Raw genomic sequence first — 16,013 nt, 5'->3', positions numbered from 1 at the left:
GCAACTCGTCACCGGCCGCGCCATCCAGTTGACCCCGCCGTATTCCGGTGGGCCCACCCTGGCCGCCGGGGCTCTGGGCGGTACGGGTAGCGGGGGTCTCCGGGGTTGCCGGTGATGGCATCCGGCAGGTTCAGTCGCGGCTCGCCGCCCTGGCCGGTGCGCGGATACGGGATCGGTAGCGCGGGCGTGCCGGGCTGCCCGGTCGGCGGGTCGGTCACTTGCGAGGGCAGCAGGGTGGCCGGGTCCAGCCCGAGGTCGGAGAATGCGGCTCCGATGAACGGCTGCACGAACTGGCCGGGGAGCAGGTTCACCACATACGCCTTGAAAAACGGCCCGGACGAGAGTGATTCGCCCAGCGACATGACGTAGGAGTTGAGCAGCGGGATGGCCTGCTTGATGCGTTCCTTGCGCTCGTCCACGATCGACAGGACCCCGTTGAGCTTGTCCAGCGCGGGCCGCAGTTGCTGCCGGTTTTCCCCGATGAAGCCCTGCAGTTGCCGCGACACCGCCGAGATGTTTCCCCAGATCTGGTCCAGGGCCGCGCTCTGCGTCCGCAGCTGGGTCAGCAGCGCTGTCGTGTCCCGCACCAGGCCGACGATTTGGTCGCTGCGTTTGGCCAGCACGCTTGTCGCCTTGGCGGCGTTGTCCAGCAGCCGGCGCAGCTGGGCGTCCCGGTCATCCAGTGTCTGTGCGAGCCGTGCCACGCCCTTCATCGCGTCGCGGAAGTCGGCCGGGGTGTCGGCGAAGGTATGCGCCAGTGTGTCCAGCGATCGGGACAACTGGTTGGTGTTCAGTCCGCTGATCGTGGTGGCCAAATCGCCCAGCGCGTCCGGCAATTGGTAGGGCGACATGGTGCGCTCGAGCGGGATGGGTCCGTCCAGCCGGCCATCGCCGCGGGGCGTGATGTCCAAAAACTTGCTGCCCAGCAGCCCTTTGGTCTTGATCGCCGCCTCGGTGCGGCTGCCCAGCCGAATGTTGTTGTCCACCTTGAACGTGACCAGTACGCCGGGTCCGTCGAGTTCGATGCTGGCCACCTTCCCGACCGGATATCCGGAGACCTCGACGGTGTTGTCGGTCCGCAAACCGCCCGCGTCCACGAAGTACGCGCCGACGGTTCGGCCCTGATCGAGGAAGGGCAGGTGCTGGTATTGCAGGGCAGCCGTGACCGCGCCGGCAGCCAGCACGATGCCCACGGTGCCGATGACCAGGCGGTTGCGCTCGGCGAAGGATTTCATTTCGGCGCGCACCGCCCGGTGGCCTGCCCGGCCACCTTGACATAGACCGGCTGACCGCCTTTGCCGTTGACCTTCAGCACGACATCGCACAGGTAGAAGGCGAAGAAGTCGCCGTACATGCCCTGGCGCACCAGCGCCTGGTATTTGTCGGGCAGCGTGTTGAGCAAGTTGTCCAGGTAGTCGTGGTCGGCAAGCGCGATGCTGGCGACCCGATCGGTCTCGCGTACCGCCTTCGACATCGGCGCGCGGGCCTGGGCCAGCAGGTCCGCGATCGAACCCGTGGCGGCATCGGTGTAGGCCACCGCATTGGACAGATCGGCTTTGCGTTCGGCCAGCCCGTGCACCAACTGCGTCAGCGAGGCCACTGCCTGATCCAGCCGATCACTCTGGCCGCCAAGCGAACCCATCACCACGTTCAGGTTGTCGATCACCTGCCCTATCAACTGATCGCGGTCCGCCAGTGTGTTCGTCAGGGCCGTGGCCTGCTCCAGGAAGGAGGTGATGGTGGGCCCCTGGCCTTGAAAGGCTTGCAGCAGTTGTTCACTCAGCGCGTTGACCTGGTCGGGATTCAGTGCCCGAAACAGCGGCTTGAAACCGCCGATCAGCGCGTCCAGATCCAGCGCCGGTTTGGTGCGCGTCAGCGGAATCGTCTGTCCGGGGCGCAGCACCGCGGGCCCGCCCGCTCCTTCCTCCAGAGCAAGATAGCGGTCGCCGAACAGGTTGTCGTACCGGATCACGGCCTGGGTGCCCTCGGTCAGGACGACCGAATCCTCGGCGGTGAATTCGACCCGCACCGTCGCGTCCGGGTTGACCGAGATTTTGCTGACCTTCCCGACTTCGACCCCGGCGATGCGTACCAGCTTGCCCTGCCTGAGATTCGACACGTTGGTGAACTCGGCGTAATAGGTCTTGCCGTCACCGAATCGCACCTCGCCGAAGACGGCGACGAGCACAAAGGCGGTCAGCAGGCACACCGTCAGGAACGCCGCGAGGCGCATGACGACGCCCCGGAGGTTCTCCCTCATGGGTGCTCACCCGCTTGGACGTCGGGCGTACCAGGCGGGATTGCCGACGGGATTCCAGGCCAAAGCGGCACTCCCCCAGGCCCGTACAGCGCCGCCCCGTAGGGGGGCCCACCCGGATTCGGGCCGGGCGCCGGGCCGGGCAGGCACTGGCGGATGGACGGCGGACGGGGCACCGCGCGCGTGACCGGGAAGTAGTCCGCCCAGCAGGGATGCCCGAGGCCGGGGTTGGGCCGGATGTCCAGTCCTGTTCCCCAGCCGGTGTCGGTAATCAGTTGGCGCACCGGGAAGTTCTTGGTGGCGTCCGGCAGTGACCCGCAGCCGGGCTGTCCGCCCGGACCGCCCTTGGCCGCGACACGTGGCAGGTTGTCCGGGGTGATGTAGGGGTCGTTGCCGAGTAGCAGCGCCACATCGAGTTGCAGGGTCCGGCCATCGGCGCCGCCCCACGCGGAGTATCCCCCGTTGTCCAGGTACCACTTGGTGCCCTGCAGGAAGCAGGTGTACTCGGGGCTGTACTTGGACAACAGGCTCGTGGTCGGTTCGAGGACGTTGACAGAAGCCACCAGGTTGTCCCTGCTGTAGCCGAGCAGGGTGGTGCCGCTATCGGACAGTCCGATCACGTTGAGCAGCAGCGCATCCAACTGTTTCGCGTGATCCGTGACGGTGACGCTGGTGGTACTGGCGGCATTGAGGATCGCCACGACGTCGTGCGCGGCGGTGTCGTAGGTGTCGGCGAACTTCCGGACCGACCGCCAGTTTCGGCCGATGGTCTCGCGACGCGCATTCAGTGCCTGCAGTACCTCGTTGAGGCTGGTTGTGGCCTGGCCGATCCGCTCGCCCTGGCCGCGAACGGCATCGGCCACCGCGGTAAGAACCGCGTTCAGCTTGAGCGGGTCGATCATGTCGAGCAGGTCCACGACGTTCTCGAAAACCGTGTTGATCTCCGTGCTGACGTTCCGCGACCGCACCACCGCTCCGCCGGATAGCCTGGCGGCGCTTGGGTTTTCCGGTATCACCAGGTCCACGAACTTGGCGCCGAAAGCGGTCGTCGCGCTGATCTGGGCCTCGACATTGGCCGGGATGAACCGGGTTTGATCCGGGTCGATCTCCAGCACCAGGCTGGTGCCCTTGTTTGTCTGGCCGATCCGACTGACCCGGCCGACCTGCACACCGCGCAGCATCACCTTGGCGCCGGTGTCCATCACCAGCCCGGAGCGGTCGGCGACCAGGGTCACCGGCACGAAGGAGCGCAAGGTGCCGGTGAAGGACACCGCGGTCACCACGACGACCACACCGATCACCGCGAGCAGGATCAGCGTCCACCACCCGTCCTTGACCCGATGTCCCCCCGGCCCGCGACCCATGTCCCTAGCTCGCCAGGTGGAAGTTCGGGGACTGGCCGTAGATGGCGAGCGTCATGATGACGATGGCGATCGAGGCAACAACCATCGAGGCCCGCACCGCGCGACCTACCGCTTCGCCGACGCCGGCAGGTCCGCCGTGCGCGGTGTACCCGTAATAGGTGCACACCAGCATGATCATCAGCGCCACGACAACGACTTCCAGCGATGACCACAGCACGTCGGACGGCCGGAGAAAGGTGTTGAAGTAGTGGTCGTAGACCCCGGACCCCTGCCCGTAGACCGCCGTGGTGCCCAGCCGTGCGGCCAGGTAGGCGGTCATGAGACCCACGCAGAACAGCGGAACCGCGACCACCACGCCGGCCAGCACCCGGGTACTGGCAAGGTAACTGACGCTGCGGATCCCGATCACCTCGAGGGCGTCGACCTCCTCATTGATCCGCATCGCCCCGAGCTGTGCGGTGGCCCCGGCGCCGACGGTCGCCGCCAGCGCGACCATCACGGTGCCGGGCTGGATCTCGCGGGTGTTGAAGAACGCCGAGGCAAAGCCGGTCAGCGCCTCCACACCGACTGAGGCGAATTGGTTGTAGCCCTGCACCGCCACAATGGCGCCGGTGGTCATGGCCAGGAAGCCGACGATGACCACGGTTCCCCCGATCACCGCCAGCACCCCGGTGCCCAAACCCATCTGCGCGATCACGCGCAGCAACTCGCCGCGGTAGTTCATCACGGCATCGGGAATCCCGGCCAGCGTGCTGACATAGAACCGCATCTGTGAGCCCATCCGATTCCACTCGCCGGCAACGGTTTTGGTCGGTGTCACGGCTGCACCTCAGGACACCATGAACGGCATGCCAACGGCGGTGACGATGATGTTGATGACGAACAGGACGATGAAGGCGAAGACCACGGTCTCGTTCACCGCTCTGCCGACCCCGGCCGGGCCCCCGCCCACCGACATGCCTTTGTGGCAGGCGATGAGGCCGGCCATCAGCCCGAACAGCGTGGCCTTGATCATCGAGATGAAGACGTCGATCGTGTGGGTGAGCGTGGTCAGTCCCGTTACCCAGGCACCCGCCGAGACGTGCATCAGGAACACCGAACAGAAGAATGCACCGATCAGACCGGTCGCGGTGACCACTGAACTCAACGCCAGCGACACGGTCGTCGCCGCCAGCACCCGGGGCACGGCCAGCGCTTGAATCGGGTTGATACCCATCACTCTTAGCGCGTCGAGTTCTTCGCGAATGGTGCGGGCGCCGAGATCGGCGCACATCGCGGTGGACCCCGCGCCGGCCACCACCAACACGGTGACGATCGGTGCGCTCTGGTCGACGGTGAAGATCGCGCAGCCGGTCCCGGAGAAGTCGGCGGCGCCGATGTCGGTCAGCAGCACGTTGAACAGGAATCCCGAGATCACCGCCCAGGGGATCGTCATCAGGATGCCCGGCAAGGTGGAAACCCGCGCCACGAACCAGCATTGGAACAGGTACTCGCGCCACGCGAAGGGCCGACGGAACATGCACACGAAGGTGTCCAGCGTCATCGCGAAGAAATCGCCCATCGCGCCGAGTGGCTTGATGGCTGCGACGGGCGCCCTGCCGGCCGCGATCACCATGTCGCTGCGCACCGCCGGTGAATCATCACGCTGGCCCCCCGGACAGGTCGAAGTGGACGAGTGACACCCGCGAGGTTACGCGGCGCGATACCCTCATGTCCATAGTCAATACGCAAGTATTCAAGCGGTCACGGTGTAAAAACCGATGCAAATGGCCGTATAAGCGATATGATGTATTTAAGTAGTACACGCTGTGTGTCATTCCGGTGCCAGTCTTAGTGCCCCCGACGGGCACAACTTGATCGCCGTCCGCACCCGGCCCTCCTGGTCGCCCGGTACCTGTTGAGAGGCCACCAGGACGATGCCCTCGGCATCCTGATCGAAAAAGGGATCGGCGGTCATGACACACATTCCTGCGGCCATACAGATCTCGCGATCGGCGGTGACTTTCATCGGGTGAAAGCGTCCAGGGCGAGCGCCGAGTTCGCGAAGTCGCGGAAGTGCAACCAGCGGCCGTCGCGCAGCGTGATGATGTGCGCGAACTCTGATTCCCACTCGAATCCGGTGGCGACCCGGCGAAACCGTTGGCATCCCCAGGTGGCCAGGTCGTCACCCTGCGCAATGAACTTCCACGGTGCCATCTCGAGGATCTCGACCGTCTCACCTACCCGGGCCAGGAACGTCATTGCACCGTCGATGCCGCGGTAATCGCCGGCGTACGGGATCTTTTCGGTTCCGTAATAGGTGATGCGCACCTCGGGGTCGAGGTGCGCGAGCACGGTTTGCAGGTCACCGGCTGGCACCGCGGCGTAGATCGCCTCGGTGGCTTGGATATTGCGCGATTCGCTCATGAAAGATGCAGGGGCAGGCGCACATAGGCGTGGGTCAACAGGCTGGCGGTCTGCTTGGTACCGGGGTCGTCGGTCAGGGTGATCGTCTGATAGCGGTCGAGCACGGCATTGAGCACCGCGATCACCTCCAAGCGCGCGAGTGAGGCGCCGAGGCAGAAGTGCAAGCCGTGGCCCAGGGAGAGCTGTTGGCGGATGTTGGGCCGGTCGATGTCGAGTCGCCGGGGTTCGGGAAATACGGCCGGGTCACGGTTGGCGGACCCGAAGAACAGCGCCACCCACTCCCCCTTGCGGATCAGCTTGCCGTCGATCTCGACGTCTCGGGTTGCGATGCGGAACAGACGCTGCGGCGGTCCGTCGAGCCGGAGTGTCTCCTCGACAAAGATGTTCAGCAGTGTTCGATCGGCGCGAATACGCGCTTGCACCTGAGGTTCTCGGGCCAGCGCGTGGAGCAGGTTGCCGATCAGGAAGGTTGTGGTCTCGCTGCCGGCCACCACCAGCGTGACGCAGAAGCGCACGATTTCCTCGGGCGTGAGCCGTTGCCCATCCACCTCGGCGCGCAGCAGCGCCGAGATCAGATCCTCGGCATCGTCGGTCTCCCCGGTGTCGTCACCGGGTTCTTGTCCGGCCAGTCTGGCCGTGTGCTCGGCCAGACGAGTGGCGAACGTTCGCACCATCTCCTCGTTGCTGGTGATCCGCTCGGCCGGGGTCAACGACGACGAGAGCATGAATGCGTTGGCCCAGCGCCGGAACCGGACGTGGTCGCCATCGGGCAACCCCAGCAGCCGAACCATTGCCCGAGTGGGGACTTCGGCCGCGAAGTCCATGATTTCGACGTCGCCGTCGCCGAGGTCATCGAGTAGGTGCGGGATCAACTCGTTGAGCCAGCCCTCGAGTCGCTTGACCCGCCGTGGGGAGAAGGCCTGACTGACCAGTTTGCGCTCCACCTCGTGCTTGGGCGGATCGGTGTTGACCAGCATCAGGCTCGGGGCCGACGAAGCCTCCTGCAGGGGATCCCGCGACGAGAAGGTGGCGCTGTCGCGGGCGGCTTCGAAGACCTGGTCATAGCGGAACAGTGCCCAGGCGGTGACCGGCTCGTCGGCCCCCGGAATGGTGCCGGGTGGCCAATCCCGATATCCCGCAACGGGTGAGCTGCCGCGCAGTTCGTCGTAGAGCGGATACGGGTTTGCGATGCCCTGGGGAGTGGGCAGCACTTCGATGGCCGATACGGTCGTTGATGACATGTCGACCAGCCTGTGCCAGCGGCGGCGGCAAATCGATCCCCCGTTGGGGAGGACTCCTACCCCCGTAGGAGGGGAATTTGGGATTTCGGTCGCGTCGCCGGCCTGGCGGGAGGACAGTGAGCAGCGTGACCGTCGTCAGCGAGACACCCGAACCCGGGACATCACGCACGCTGGCCGACGGTGACCACCCGGGCTGGGCGTCTCGTCCGGTCAGGGAAAGCGACGCAGTGCGTCGCTACCGGGAAATGGTTCCCGATGCCGATCCCACCGACGATGCGATGGCGGTCGTCGCCGAAGCCATTGACGCCAAGGCGGCCATCGTGCACAACGCGCTGGAGTCGCTCGCAGATGCGCACGCGCTTGACGCGCTGGAATCAGTGCTGGAGCTGTCCGCCCTCGAGCGCGAGCTGATCGAGGACGGCGCCAAGCGGCGCACCTTCGCGCTGTTGCAGGTACAGGAGGCGTTGAGCAAGCTGCGCGCCGTCGACGACGTCGCGACGATCGTCGACCGGGCCCCGCGCGAACTGGTGGAGTCGTGTGGATTCGACCGCGCCGTGCTGTTCCGGGTCCACGAGGGCCGAATGGTCATGGAGTCAGCGTATTTCGGCGACGACAGCGACGGCGCGGATAAGATGGTCGCCTTCGCGCAGTCGGTCGCGCCGTTGCTGGATCACATGCTGATCGAAACGCAGATGATCCGCCGACACGCGCCCGCGATCGTCCGTGACGCCCGCAACGACCCGCGGGTCAACCGGCCGATCGTCGACTTCTCGCTGACGCGCTCCTACGTGGCGGCCCCGGTGATGCCGACGGGCAAGGTGATCGGGTTCCTGCATGCCGACCGGCTCTATTCGGGACGCATCGTCGACGAGATCGATCGCGACACGGTGTGGGCCTTCGCGGAAGGCTTCGGATACGCCTACGAGCGCACCGTCCTGTTGGAGCGGATGCGCCGTCAGCACACCGAGGTATTGCGCGCATTGGCGTCCGCCGACGAGGCGGCCCGCGCCCTGCAGGACGCCGATCTGGACCTGCGCAAGATCGAACCGGTCGAACGCAGTCCCGCCGCCCGGTCTCTGGCCGAGGTCCAGACGCGGGTGATGACCGTGCTGACCCGGCGCGAGGTCGAGGTCTTGCGGCTGATGGCGGCCGGGCGCACCAACCAGCAGATCGCCGACGAGCTGGTGATCTCGGCGGGCACGGTGAAGTCGCATGTGAAGCGGGTGCTGCGGAAGCTGAACGCGACCAACCGCGCCGAAGCCGCGTCGGCGTACGTGCGACTGGCCAGTGTCCCAGACATTAACTAACATGGATTAAGTCCATAGTCGATACCTATATCGTAGTCGACATAGTCAAAGAACAAGCATGTGATAGCGCATCTAACCCGCGTCATGTAAATTAGTGATCCGGCATATCAGAGGAGTTGCGGGATGCCTGACACCAAGGAAGCCAGTGCGAGACTCGTCCGCGACTTCCTTGGGTCCTGGGAAGGGCGCAGGTCGAGAAGGGCAAGATCACCGTTTCAGTGACTAGTTTGACCTAGCGGACTTCGAGCAGCAAAGCGGACTGAAGCTGTAAGTTCAGCTTCACGGAGGGGGTGTACGTCGATGGAGACCGCCGTTGCGCCCGTGCGGCGCCGGCCGAAAGACCGGAAGCAGCAGATCCTCGATCAAGCCGTCAAGCTGTTCATCGACCGCGGCTTTCACTCGGTCAAGCTGGAGGACATCGCCGAGGCGGCCGGCGTCACCGCCCGTGCTCTCTATCGGCATTACGACAACAAACAGGCGTTGCTCGCCGAAGCGATCCGCACCGGTCAGGATCAGTACCAGAGCGCACGCCGCCTCACCGAGGGTGCGGCCGAGCCGACGTCGCGCCCACTGAACGTCGACCTGCCCGATCTGATCGCTGCGGCCATCGCATCCCGATCGCTGACGGTCCTATGGCAACGTGAGGCCCGTTATCTCAACGAGCAGGACCGCGGGGAGGTTCGTCGGCGCATCAACGCGATCGTCGCGGGCATGCGGGAAAGCGTTGTGCTGCAAGTACCCGGGCTCAATCCACCACACGCGGAACTGCGGGCCTGGGCGGTGTCCAGCACACTGACCAGCCTGGGCCGGCATAACCTGACCCTGCCCGCCGCCGAACTCAACGAGCGGCTTTATGAGGCGTGCATGGCGGCGGCCCGCACACCGCCGGTCGCCGATCTCGAGCCGATCGAGGACGACCGCGCAGGCGACACCCTGTTCTCCCGCTCCGAGACGCTGCTGGCCACCGGTGCACGATTGTTCCGGGCGCAGGGGTATCCGGCCGTCAGCACCAGCGAAATCGCCAAGGGCGCAGGAATTGCCGGTCCGGGCCTGTACCGCTCGTTCTCATCGAAGCAGGCCATCTTGGACGCGCTGGTCCGCCGTCTCGACGAGTGGCGCAGCCTGGAAACGATTCGGGCGCTGAGTGTGAAATCAGATGCGGCGCAACGGCTGCAGGGCCTGGTCCGGGGGCATGTGCAAGTCAGCCTGGACTCGCCGGACCTGGTGGCGGTGTGCGTCACCGAGTTGTCGCATGCTTCCGCCGAAGTGCGGGACGGCTACCTGCGCAATCAGGCTGACCGCGAAGCGATTTGGATAGACCTCATCGCCGGGCTGGTCCCGCGGACCAGTGCGGCGGAGGCACGGCTGCTGGTCGCCGCGGCGATCAGCTTCATCGAAGACGCCGCCCGCACCTGGCATCTCACCCGCTATGTCGGGGTCGCGGACGAGATAACGGCCATCGCGTTGTCCATTCTCACCAGCCGGACCTGAGGCGGGGCGCTCACCAGAGCGCGGCGACCGTGCCGCCGTCGGCGATCTGCGTGGTCCCGGTGATCATGGCTGCATCGTCGGACAGCAGGAACGCCACGATGCCGGCCATCTCCTCGGGTGTGGCCATGCGGCCCTGTAGGCGGTCAATCATGTTGCGCGCCCCGCCCTCTCCGAGGTTTTGGTCGAACATCGTCATTGCGGTCTGCTGCATCGGCGTGTCGACGAACGCCGGCAGCAGCGCGTTGGCGCGGATGTTGGCGGCACGCAATTCGGCGGCGGTAACCCGGGTCAATTGGCTGATGCCCGCTTTCGACATGCCGTATACGCCGGTCCCCGCCACCCCGATATGACCGGCCAGCGACGAGAGGTTGACGATCGCTCCCCCGCCGCGCTCGATCATTCGTGGGGCCGCGTGCTTGGTGCACAGCCAGGCGCCCCGTAGGTTTACCCCGATCACCCGATCGAAGTCCTCGACGGCGGTGTCGATGAGCGAAGCCATGTGCACCACACCGGCGTTGGCCACCAGTTTGTCCACCCCGCCGAACGCGTCGACGCAGGCTGCCACCATGGCGATGACCTCATCCTCGACGCTGACATCGGCCCGGTGACCCAGCGCGCCGGAACCCACCTTCGTGGCGGCGGTATCGGCGGCGGCGGCATCGATGTCCGCACAGAGCACATGGCAGCCCTCGGCGGCGAGCCGTTGCGCCACGGCCAGACCTATACCGGCGCCGGCTCCGGTGACAATGGCGGTCTTCCCGGCCAAATCAGGGTGCCCCACCGATCAGCCCGCGACCGCGAGAGTCTGTGTACCGATGCCCTGCTCGCGAATCGCCCCGAATAACACAAGACCGAATCCTGGCACCTCCTCGGACAATTGGAGTGCGAACACGCCGAGATCGCGCAGCATCCAGGCGACGGTGTCCGAGATGTTCGGGTGGGTGTCGGCGGTCGCGGGTGCGAACAGACCGCACGCACGCGGTGGGCCGGACGGGCGCAGATACAGCACAACACCACCCGCCTGAGCCCTCATTCTGGTCATGGCACGGTTGAGTTCGTCACCACACCGACAAGCGTTGGAGCCGAACACGTCTCCGGTCAGGCACTCGACGTGGACGTGCAACGGCAGCGGGACCCCCGCACCGGTGGCTCCCACGATCAGCGCCAGGTGTTCGCCACCGTCGTACACATCCCGGTATCCGATCGCCCGGCAGTTGCCCGCCCGGGTGGGCAGGATCGTCTCCGTCAGCCGAACCACCTGCGGCTCGGTTCGGCGTCGGTACGCCACCAACTCGGCCATGGACACCACGGCCAATCCGTGTGCTACCGCGAACTCCACCGCCTCGGGGCCACGAGCCACCAGCGTGGGATCGCGGCGCGAGACGATCTCACTGAAAGCCGCGCACCGTCCCCGCCCCGCAAGGAATGCCAGATCGGTTGCCGCCTCCCCGGGCCCGCGTCGGCTCAGCACCCCGTCGGGCTCGGCCCGGACCGGGACCACGTGACCCGGGCGCTGCAGATCCGAGGCGACTGTGGCGGGTGACGCGAGCGCGGCGATGGTCCGCGCGCGATCCGCGCCCGAGATGCCGGTGCCGGTGCCGCGGGTGTCCACCGACACGCAATGGGCGCTGGCACCTTCGGCGGCGCTCGACACCGGCGGAAGGTTCAACCGGACACATTCGTGGCCCGGCAGCGCGACTCGCACGTAGCCCGAGGTATGGCGGATGACGAAGTGCAGCAACGCCGGGGTCGCGGCCTCGGCGGCGAACACCAGCTGGCCGTCGCCGTCGGTGCCGTCACTGAGGACGACGGGCCGTCCGGCGGCCAGCGCGGTGATCGCACGCCGCACCCGCACATCGGTCGTCTTCATGCGCGGTCCTGGACTGCCAGCCGCCGAAGCCGGCTACCGTGGAAAATGAGTGGCGGTACCTGCGGGTCGGCGGTCAACGAGCGAACCTCGAGCACCGCGATCAGATGGTCCCCGGCCGCAAGCTCGTCGCGAAGCCGGCATTCCAGCCGGGCCGCGGCTCCCTCGACGACCACGCTGCCGCTGGGCAGCTCGGTCCACCCGACGCCCGCGAACCGATCACCTTCCTTACGGGACAGGCTGATACAGGCCTCGTCATGCTGCTCGGCCAGCACGCTGAGGCCGAGGTACGGCCGCTCCCGCAACCGCGGCCACGTTGCCGAGGAAAGCTGAATGCACACAGACACCAACGGCGGGTCGAGAGAAACGCAGGTGAACGAACTCGCGGCCATCCCGACCGGCACCCCGTCGACCGCCGCGCAGACCGCGACGACGCCGGACGGGAAGCAGCCGAACGCCCGCCGCAACGTCGTCTCGTCCAGTCGGTCAATAATCATCAGCGAAGTCCATCAAGGAATTCCAGTAGTAGCCGGTTGGTTTCCTCCGGCGCCTCCTGCTGAATCCAGTGGCCGACATCGGAAATCAAGTGCGAGCCGCGGAAGTCCGACATCACCTCGTCCGCCCGCTGCAGCGCTTCAGCCCCCCAGGTGGTCCCGACGTCGTATTCGCCGCCGATGAACAGCGCAGGCGGGGTCAGCGGCTTGCCCTCCTGGTCCGCCAGGTCATGCCAGTCATTGTCGATGTTGTGGTAGAAGCTCAGCGGGCCGCCGAAACCGGAGCGCTCGAATTCGCCTGCGTAGAAATCGACGTCGACGTCGGTGAACCAGGCGGGCATCGTCTCGGGATAGAGGAACGCGTCTTTGAGCTTTGCTCCCTGTGTCATGCACAGCGGGCCCGCCCGGATCACGTCGATCGGGTCCATCGACGCCAGGTCGACCCCGGCGTCGACGGCGGCCTTTGTGGCCGCCATCATTCCTTCGCCCGACACCGTATAGGTGAGGCCCAGCAGCCATGAGTGGACGTCTTCTTCGATTTCGGCGATGACGCCGTCCTGCGCCGCGAAGTAGTCCTGGTACCAGACTCGGCCTTCTCCGGCCAGTTCCACGTGGTAGTCGTTCGGGCGGTGCTCGCCGAATGGGCTGCCCGGCAACCCGATCACACCGCGACCCGCGAACGGCACGCTGATGCCGACCACGCCGGCGCACCGATCCGGGTGCAGCCACGCGAAGGTCCAGGCGACCGGCGCGCCCCAGTCGTGACCCACCACGTAAGCGTTATCCTCGCCGTAGGCGTCGATCACACCGACGATGTCGCCGATCAATTCTTTGATGCGGTAGGCCGAGTTCAGGAAGTACTTCGACGAGCGGCCGTAACCGCGCTGGTCGATGGCCACCACGCGGTAGCCGGCATCGGCGAGGGCGGGTAACTGGTGGCGCCAGGAGTACCACGACTCCGGAAAGCCATGGATCAGCACCACCATCGGACCCTCACCCTGTTCCACGGCATGGATCCGAGTGCCCCGGCAGTTCAGCGTTCGATGAACCTGCGCCATGGTCGCCTCCCTCATGGTCTGCTGGCGCCGACCAGCTGGTCGACGGGTTCGACTGGTACGGGCCGATTCTCGTAGTTGCGAGCGATCAGTGTCTTCTCGCCGGACAGTCGGGTGCGGGCCCACTTGCCGAGCACTCGTGACGCAATGCCCGGTCTCATCAGCGCCAGCGGCGGTTTGACGAGGTGGACCACGGCCAGGAACTCCCGGTACGCGTCGAGGTCGTCGTGCACCAGTTCCAGCAACCGATCCATGTACCAGGTCAGGACGCCGAAGTAGAACGGACGCTTTTTCTGTACGTCCTTCATCCAGTTGAACCGCAGATTCTGCTCACGGATCACGAACCAGGCGGTGTCGGCCATCTTGGCGATCGAGCGGTAGTAGCGGCGCGGTAACTCCCGGTGCCCCGGACCGTATTTGGCCAGCAGCACCTGCATCTCGCGAACCTCCTTGAGCGCCAGACTCATTCCTAACCCCGAGACCGGGTCGGCGCTGGTGTAAGCGTCTCCGACCGCCACCAGTGCGCGCGGCAGGTTTCGCTTCTTCTCGTAATGCAGGCGCAGCATGTTCGGGTAACGGAAGTTGTAGATCGGCGACGCCGGTTCCAGCCCGTCGATGTTCTCGCCCACGATGGGTGACGGCATCCGGTCGGCGAACTCGCGAAACTCCTTCGCCGTCCGCGGCGGGGAATAACAGTTGTAGGCCACCAAAGACGTGGACAGCAGCGTGCGGGAACTGTCGGTGTAATACTGCGCGGCGTAGGTGTCTTCAAAGGGACGGTAGGCGTAGCAGATCACCATCACCTTGTCCTGCCACTGCCGCTCGGGCGGAACACGGTGCTGCATGGTCGAGTAGAAGCAGTTGATGATGTCCTGTTCGACTTCCGGCGCGCCGATTCCCAAGCGCTCCAGGAACTCCGGCACCCGGGTGTTCTTGCCTGATGCGTCGACGACGAACTCGGCGGGAATGACCTGGGCGTCCTCCCCCACCGCGACGCCGATGATGCTGTTGTTCGCACGGTCGAGTACCAGGTCGGTCACCTCGGATTCGTAGCGGAAGTCGATTCGGGGCTCGCCGTCGAGCCGGCGCCGCACGCACCACTCGAGCAGCGGCCTTCCGGCGCAGACGATCTCGATGTCACTGGTGCCCGGCTTCTTCCACGACCCGCCCAGCCTGATCCGGTATTGCGCGGCCATGTCGACCTTGAATGCGCCCTCTTTGACCATGTCGTCGACAATGCCGGGGAATAAACGCTCCAACTCGATCTGCCCGGCGGTGAGCAGATGGTGCAGATGCCAGCCCTGAGCCGCGCCGGGCCGACCTTCGCGGCGCCGGTGTGCGTCGTCTTGTTCCAGCACGATGACGCGCTCGAAGGTCTCGCTGCACACCTTCGCTGCCGCGATGCCGGCGATGCTGCCGCCGATGATCACGGCCGTGCCACGACCGCGCCGCCTGATGTCATCGACGTCCAGCCGCGCCTGGTCAAGGCGGACGGGGGTGCGGCTCTTGGCCGCCCCGCTGGGCACGAACTTCTCGTAATACAACCCGACGCGGTGGAACCCATTGTCGCCCAACCAGCTTCGGGTGGCCTCAACCATCGGCGCCGGGCCGCACAGGTAGACGTCGGCGTCGCTACCGGCCAGCATCCGCTCGTCCAGCAGGTCGGTGACCAGTCCGGTGCGCCCATCCCACCCGTCGCTGGACTTGACCACGGTGACGCGCACGTCCACGGCGACGACCCGACGCTGTAAATCCTTGAGTTCGTCGAGCTTGCACAGATCCGCGGCGTCGGTGACCCCGTAGAGCAGATAGACCGGCTGACTGGTGTGCGCATCCAGGCTCTGCGCCATCGCCAGGATCGCCGAGAGACCGGTGCCGCCCGCGATCAGGATCACCGGCCGCACCACGGGCCGTAGGTAGAAGCTGCCCTTGCTGCACCGCAGAGAGATTCGGTCCCCGGGCTTGGCGCGGTCGCGCAGATAGTTCGACATCACTCCGTCGGGCAGCAACCGGATGATGAATTCCAGTTCCCCGCAGCCGTCGGCCGGGTGGGCGTAGGAGTAGTTGCGCCAGATGTCGGTGCCCGGCACCTGCAGCTGGGCGAATTGGCCGGCCTTGTAGTGCAGCGTTTCTCCCCAGTCCGAGATGTCGAGGCGCAACAGGGCGGTGCTGGGCGACATCAGCTCTACTGCGGTCACCAGCGCGTCGCCGGTGACCAACAGCGCGGCGTTGTCGTCGGCCGGGTATTGCACCTCGATGCGGCAGTCCGAGGTGGCGAAGGTCTGGCAGGTCAGGATCTTTCGGTCGGCACGCTCGACATCGGACAGGCCTTCGGTGCGTCCCATCTCGTACGTGCCGGTGATACATGAAGCGACGCAGGTGCCACAGATCCCGCTCTGACATTCGTTGACGATGGCGACGCCGTGCTCCTCGGCGGCATCGAGCATCGTCTGGTCCGGCCGGACCGGCATGATTTTGTGCGCCCCGTCCGAATAACCGACGGTGACCTGACGAACCGGCATGACCGACAC

Annotated in this window: 15 protein-coding genes; 2 read left to right on the top strand and 13 right to left on the bottom strand. The window is 65.9% G+C overall.

The features are described 5' to 3' along the window. Positions 1–8: 8 nt before the first annotated feature. The 8 genes from A9X01_RS11920 to A9X01_RS11885 all read right to left on the bottom strand — a co-directional run bounded on the left by A9X01_RS11920 (position 9) and on the right by A9X01_RS11885 (position 7,268). Positions 9–1,235 (bottom strand): virulence factor Mce family protein, encoded by a 1,227-nt coding sequence (locus A9X01_RS11920; protein ID WP_065120980.1) that lies wholly within the window; start codon positions 1,233–1,235, stop codon positions 9–11. Further along, entirely contained in the window at positions 1,232–2,260 is a 1,029-nt protein-coding gene (locus tag A9X01_RS11915; RefSeq protein WP_065120973.1) for a virulence factor Mce family protein, read from the bottom strand. The genes A9X01_RS11920 and A9X01_RS11915 overlap by 4 nt, the downstream gene beginning before the upstream one ends. Next, positions 2,257–3,621 (bottom strand): MCE family protein, encoded by a 1,365-nt coding sequence (locus tag A9X01_RS11910; protein ID WP_065120972.1) that lies wholly within the window; start codon positions 3,619–3,621, stop codon positions 2,257–2,259. Before A9X01_RS11910 ends, A9X01_RS11915 begins: the two co-directional genes overlap by 4 nt. A gap of 4 nt (positions 3,622–3,625) precedes the next feature. Next, entirely contained in the window at positions 3,626–4,402 is a 777-nt protein-coding gene (locus A9X01_RS11905; RefSeq protein WP_155772043.1) for an ABC transporter permease, read from the bottom strand. Between the two features lie 48 nt (positions 4,403–4,450). Beyond that, positions 4,451–5,236: an MlaE family ABC transporter permease gene (locus tag A9X01_RS11900; RefSeq protein WP_065120979.1), complete on the bottom strand. Its 786-nt coding sequence runs from the start codon at positions 5,234–5,236 to the stop codon at positions 4,451–4,453. 198 nt (positions 5,237–5,434) lie between these two features. After that, positions 5,435–5,629: a ferredoxin gene (locus A9X01_RS11895; protein ID WP_065120970.1), complete on the bottom strand. Its 195-nt coding sequence runs from the start codon at positions 5,627–5,629 to the stop codon at positions 5,435–5,437. After that, a complete protein-coding gene (locus A9X01_RS11890; RefSeq protein WP_081282335.1) occupies positions 5,626–6,027 on the bottom strand; it encodes a nuclear transport factor 2 family protein in 402 nt (133 codons plus the stop codon). Before A9X01_RS11890 ends, A9X01_RS11895 begins: the two co-directional genes overlap by 4 nt. Beyond that, positions 6,024–7,268: a cytochrome P450 gene (locus tag A9X01_RS11885; RefSeq protein ID WP_065120969.1), complete on the bottom strand. Its 1,245-nt coding sequence runs from the start codon at positions 7,266–7,268 to the stop codon at positions 6,024–6,026. Before A9X01_RS11885 ends, A9X01_RS11890 begins: the two co-directional genes overlap by 4 nt. Positions 7,269–7,393: 125 nt before the next feature. Between A9X01_RS11885 and A9X01_RS11880 the strand changes: the two genes are divergently transcribed. Then, on the top strand, positions 7,394–8,575 hold the full coding sequence (locus A9X01_RS11880) for a LuxR C-terminal-related transcriptional regulator (RefSeq protein ID WP_081282336.1): 1,182 nt from the start codon (positions 7,394–7,396) through the stop codon (positions 8,573–8,575). 300 nt (positions 8,576–8,875) lie between these two features. Next, positions 8,876–10,066: a TetR/AcrR family transcriptional regulator gene (locus A9X01_RS11875; protein WP_065120967.1), complete on the top strand. Its 1,191-nt coding sequence runs from the start codon at positions 8,876–8,878 to the stop codon at positions 10,064–10,066. A 10-nt stretch (positions 10,067–10,076) separates the two neighbouring features. Here the strand turns inward: A9X01_RS11875 and A9X01_RS11870 are convergent, their stop codons facing one another. From A9X01_RS11870 to A9X01_RS11850, 5 genes are read right to left on the bottom strand one after another with little or no spacing between them, the layout of a single operon-like run. Further along, positions 10,077–10,847, bottom strand: coding sequence for an SDR family oxidoreductase (locus A9X01_RS11870; protein ID WP_065120966.1), 771 nt, complete (start codon positions 10,845–10,847; stop codon positions 10,077–10,079). Positions 10,848–10,850: 3 nt separating this feature from the next. Then, positions 10,851–11,936, bottom strand: coding sequence for a 3,4-dihydroxy-2-butanone-4-phosphate synthase (locus A9X01_RS11865; RefSeq protein ID WP_065120965.1), 1,086 nt, complete (start codon positions 11,934–11,936; stop codon positions 10,851–10,853). Continuing rightward, entirely contained in the window at positions 11,933–12,430 is a 498-nt protein-coding gene (locus A9X01_RS11860) for a flavin reductase family protein (RefSeq protein WP_065120964.1), read from the bottom strand. The genes A9X01_RS11865 and A9X01_RS11860 overlap by 4 nt, the downstream gene beginning before the upstream one ends. Next, the gene (locus A9X01_RS11855; RefSeq protein WP_065120977.1) at positions 12,430–13,485 is read right to left on the bottom strand and encodes an alpha/beta hydrolase; all 1,056 of its coding nucleotides are present in this window, start codon (positions 13,483–13,485) and stop codon (positions 12,430–12,432) included. Before A9X01_RS11855 ends, A9X01_RS11860 begins: the two co-directional genes overlap by 1 nt. An 11-nt stretch (positions 13,486–13,496) precedes the next feature. Further along, positions 13,497–16,004: an FAD-binding oxidoreductase gene (locus tag A9X01_RS11850; protein WP_065120976.1), complete on the bottom strand. Its 2,508-nt coding sequence runs from the start codon at positions 16,002–16,004 to the stop codon at positions 13,497–13,499. Between the last annotated feature and the right edge of the window lie 9 nt (positions 16,005–16,013).

It is taken from the genome of Mycobacterium asiaticum (assembly GCF_001668675.1).
Lineage (GTDB): Bacteria > Actinomycetota > Actinomycetes > Mycobacteriales > Mycobacteriaceae > Mycobacterium > Mycobacterium asiaticum_D.
This window is presented reverse-complemented; position numbering and strand designations above follow the sequence as displayed.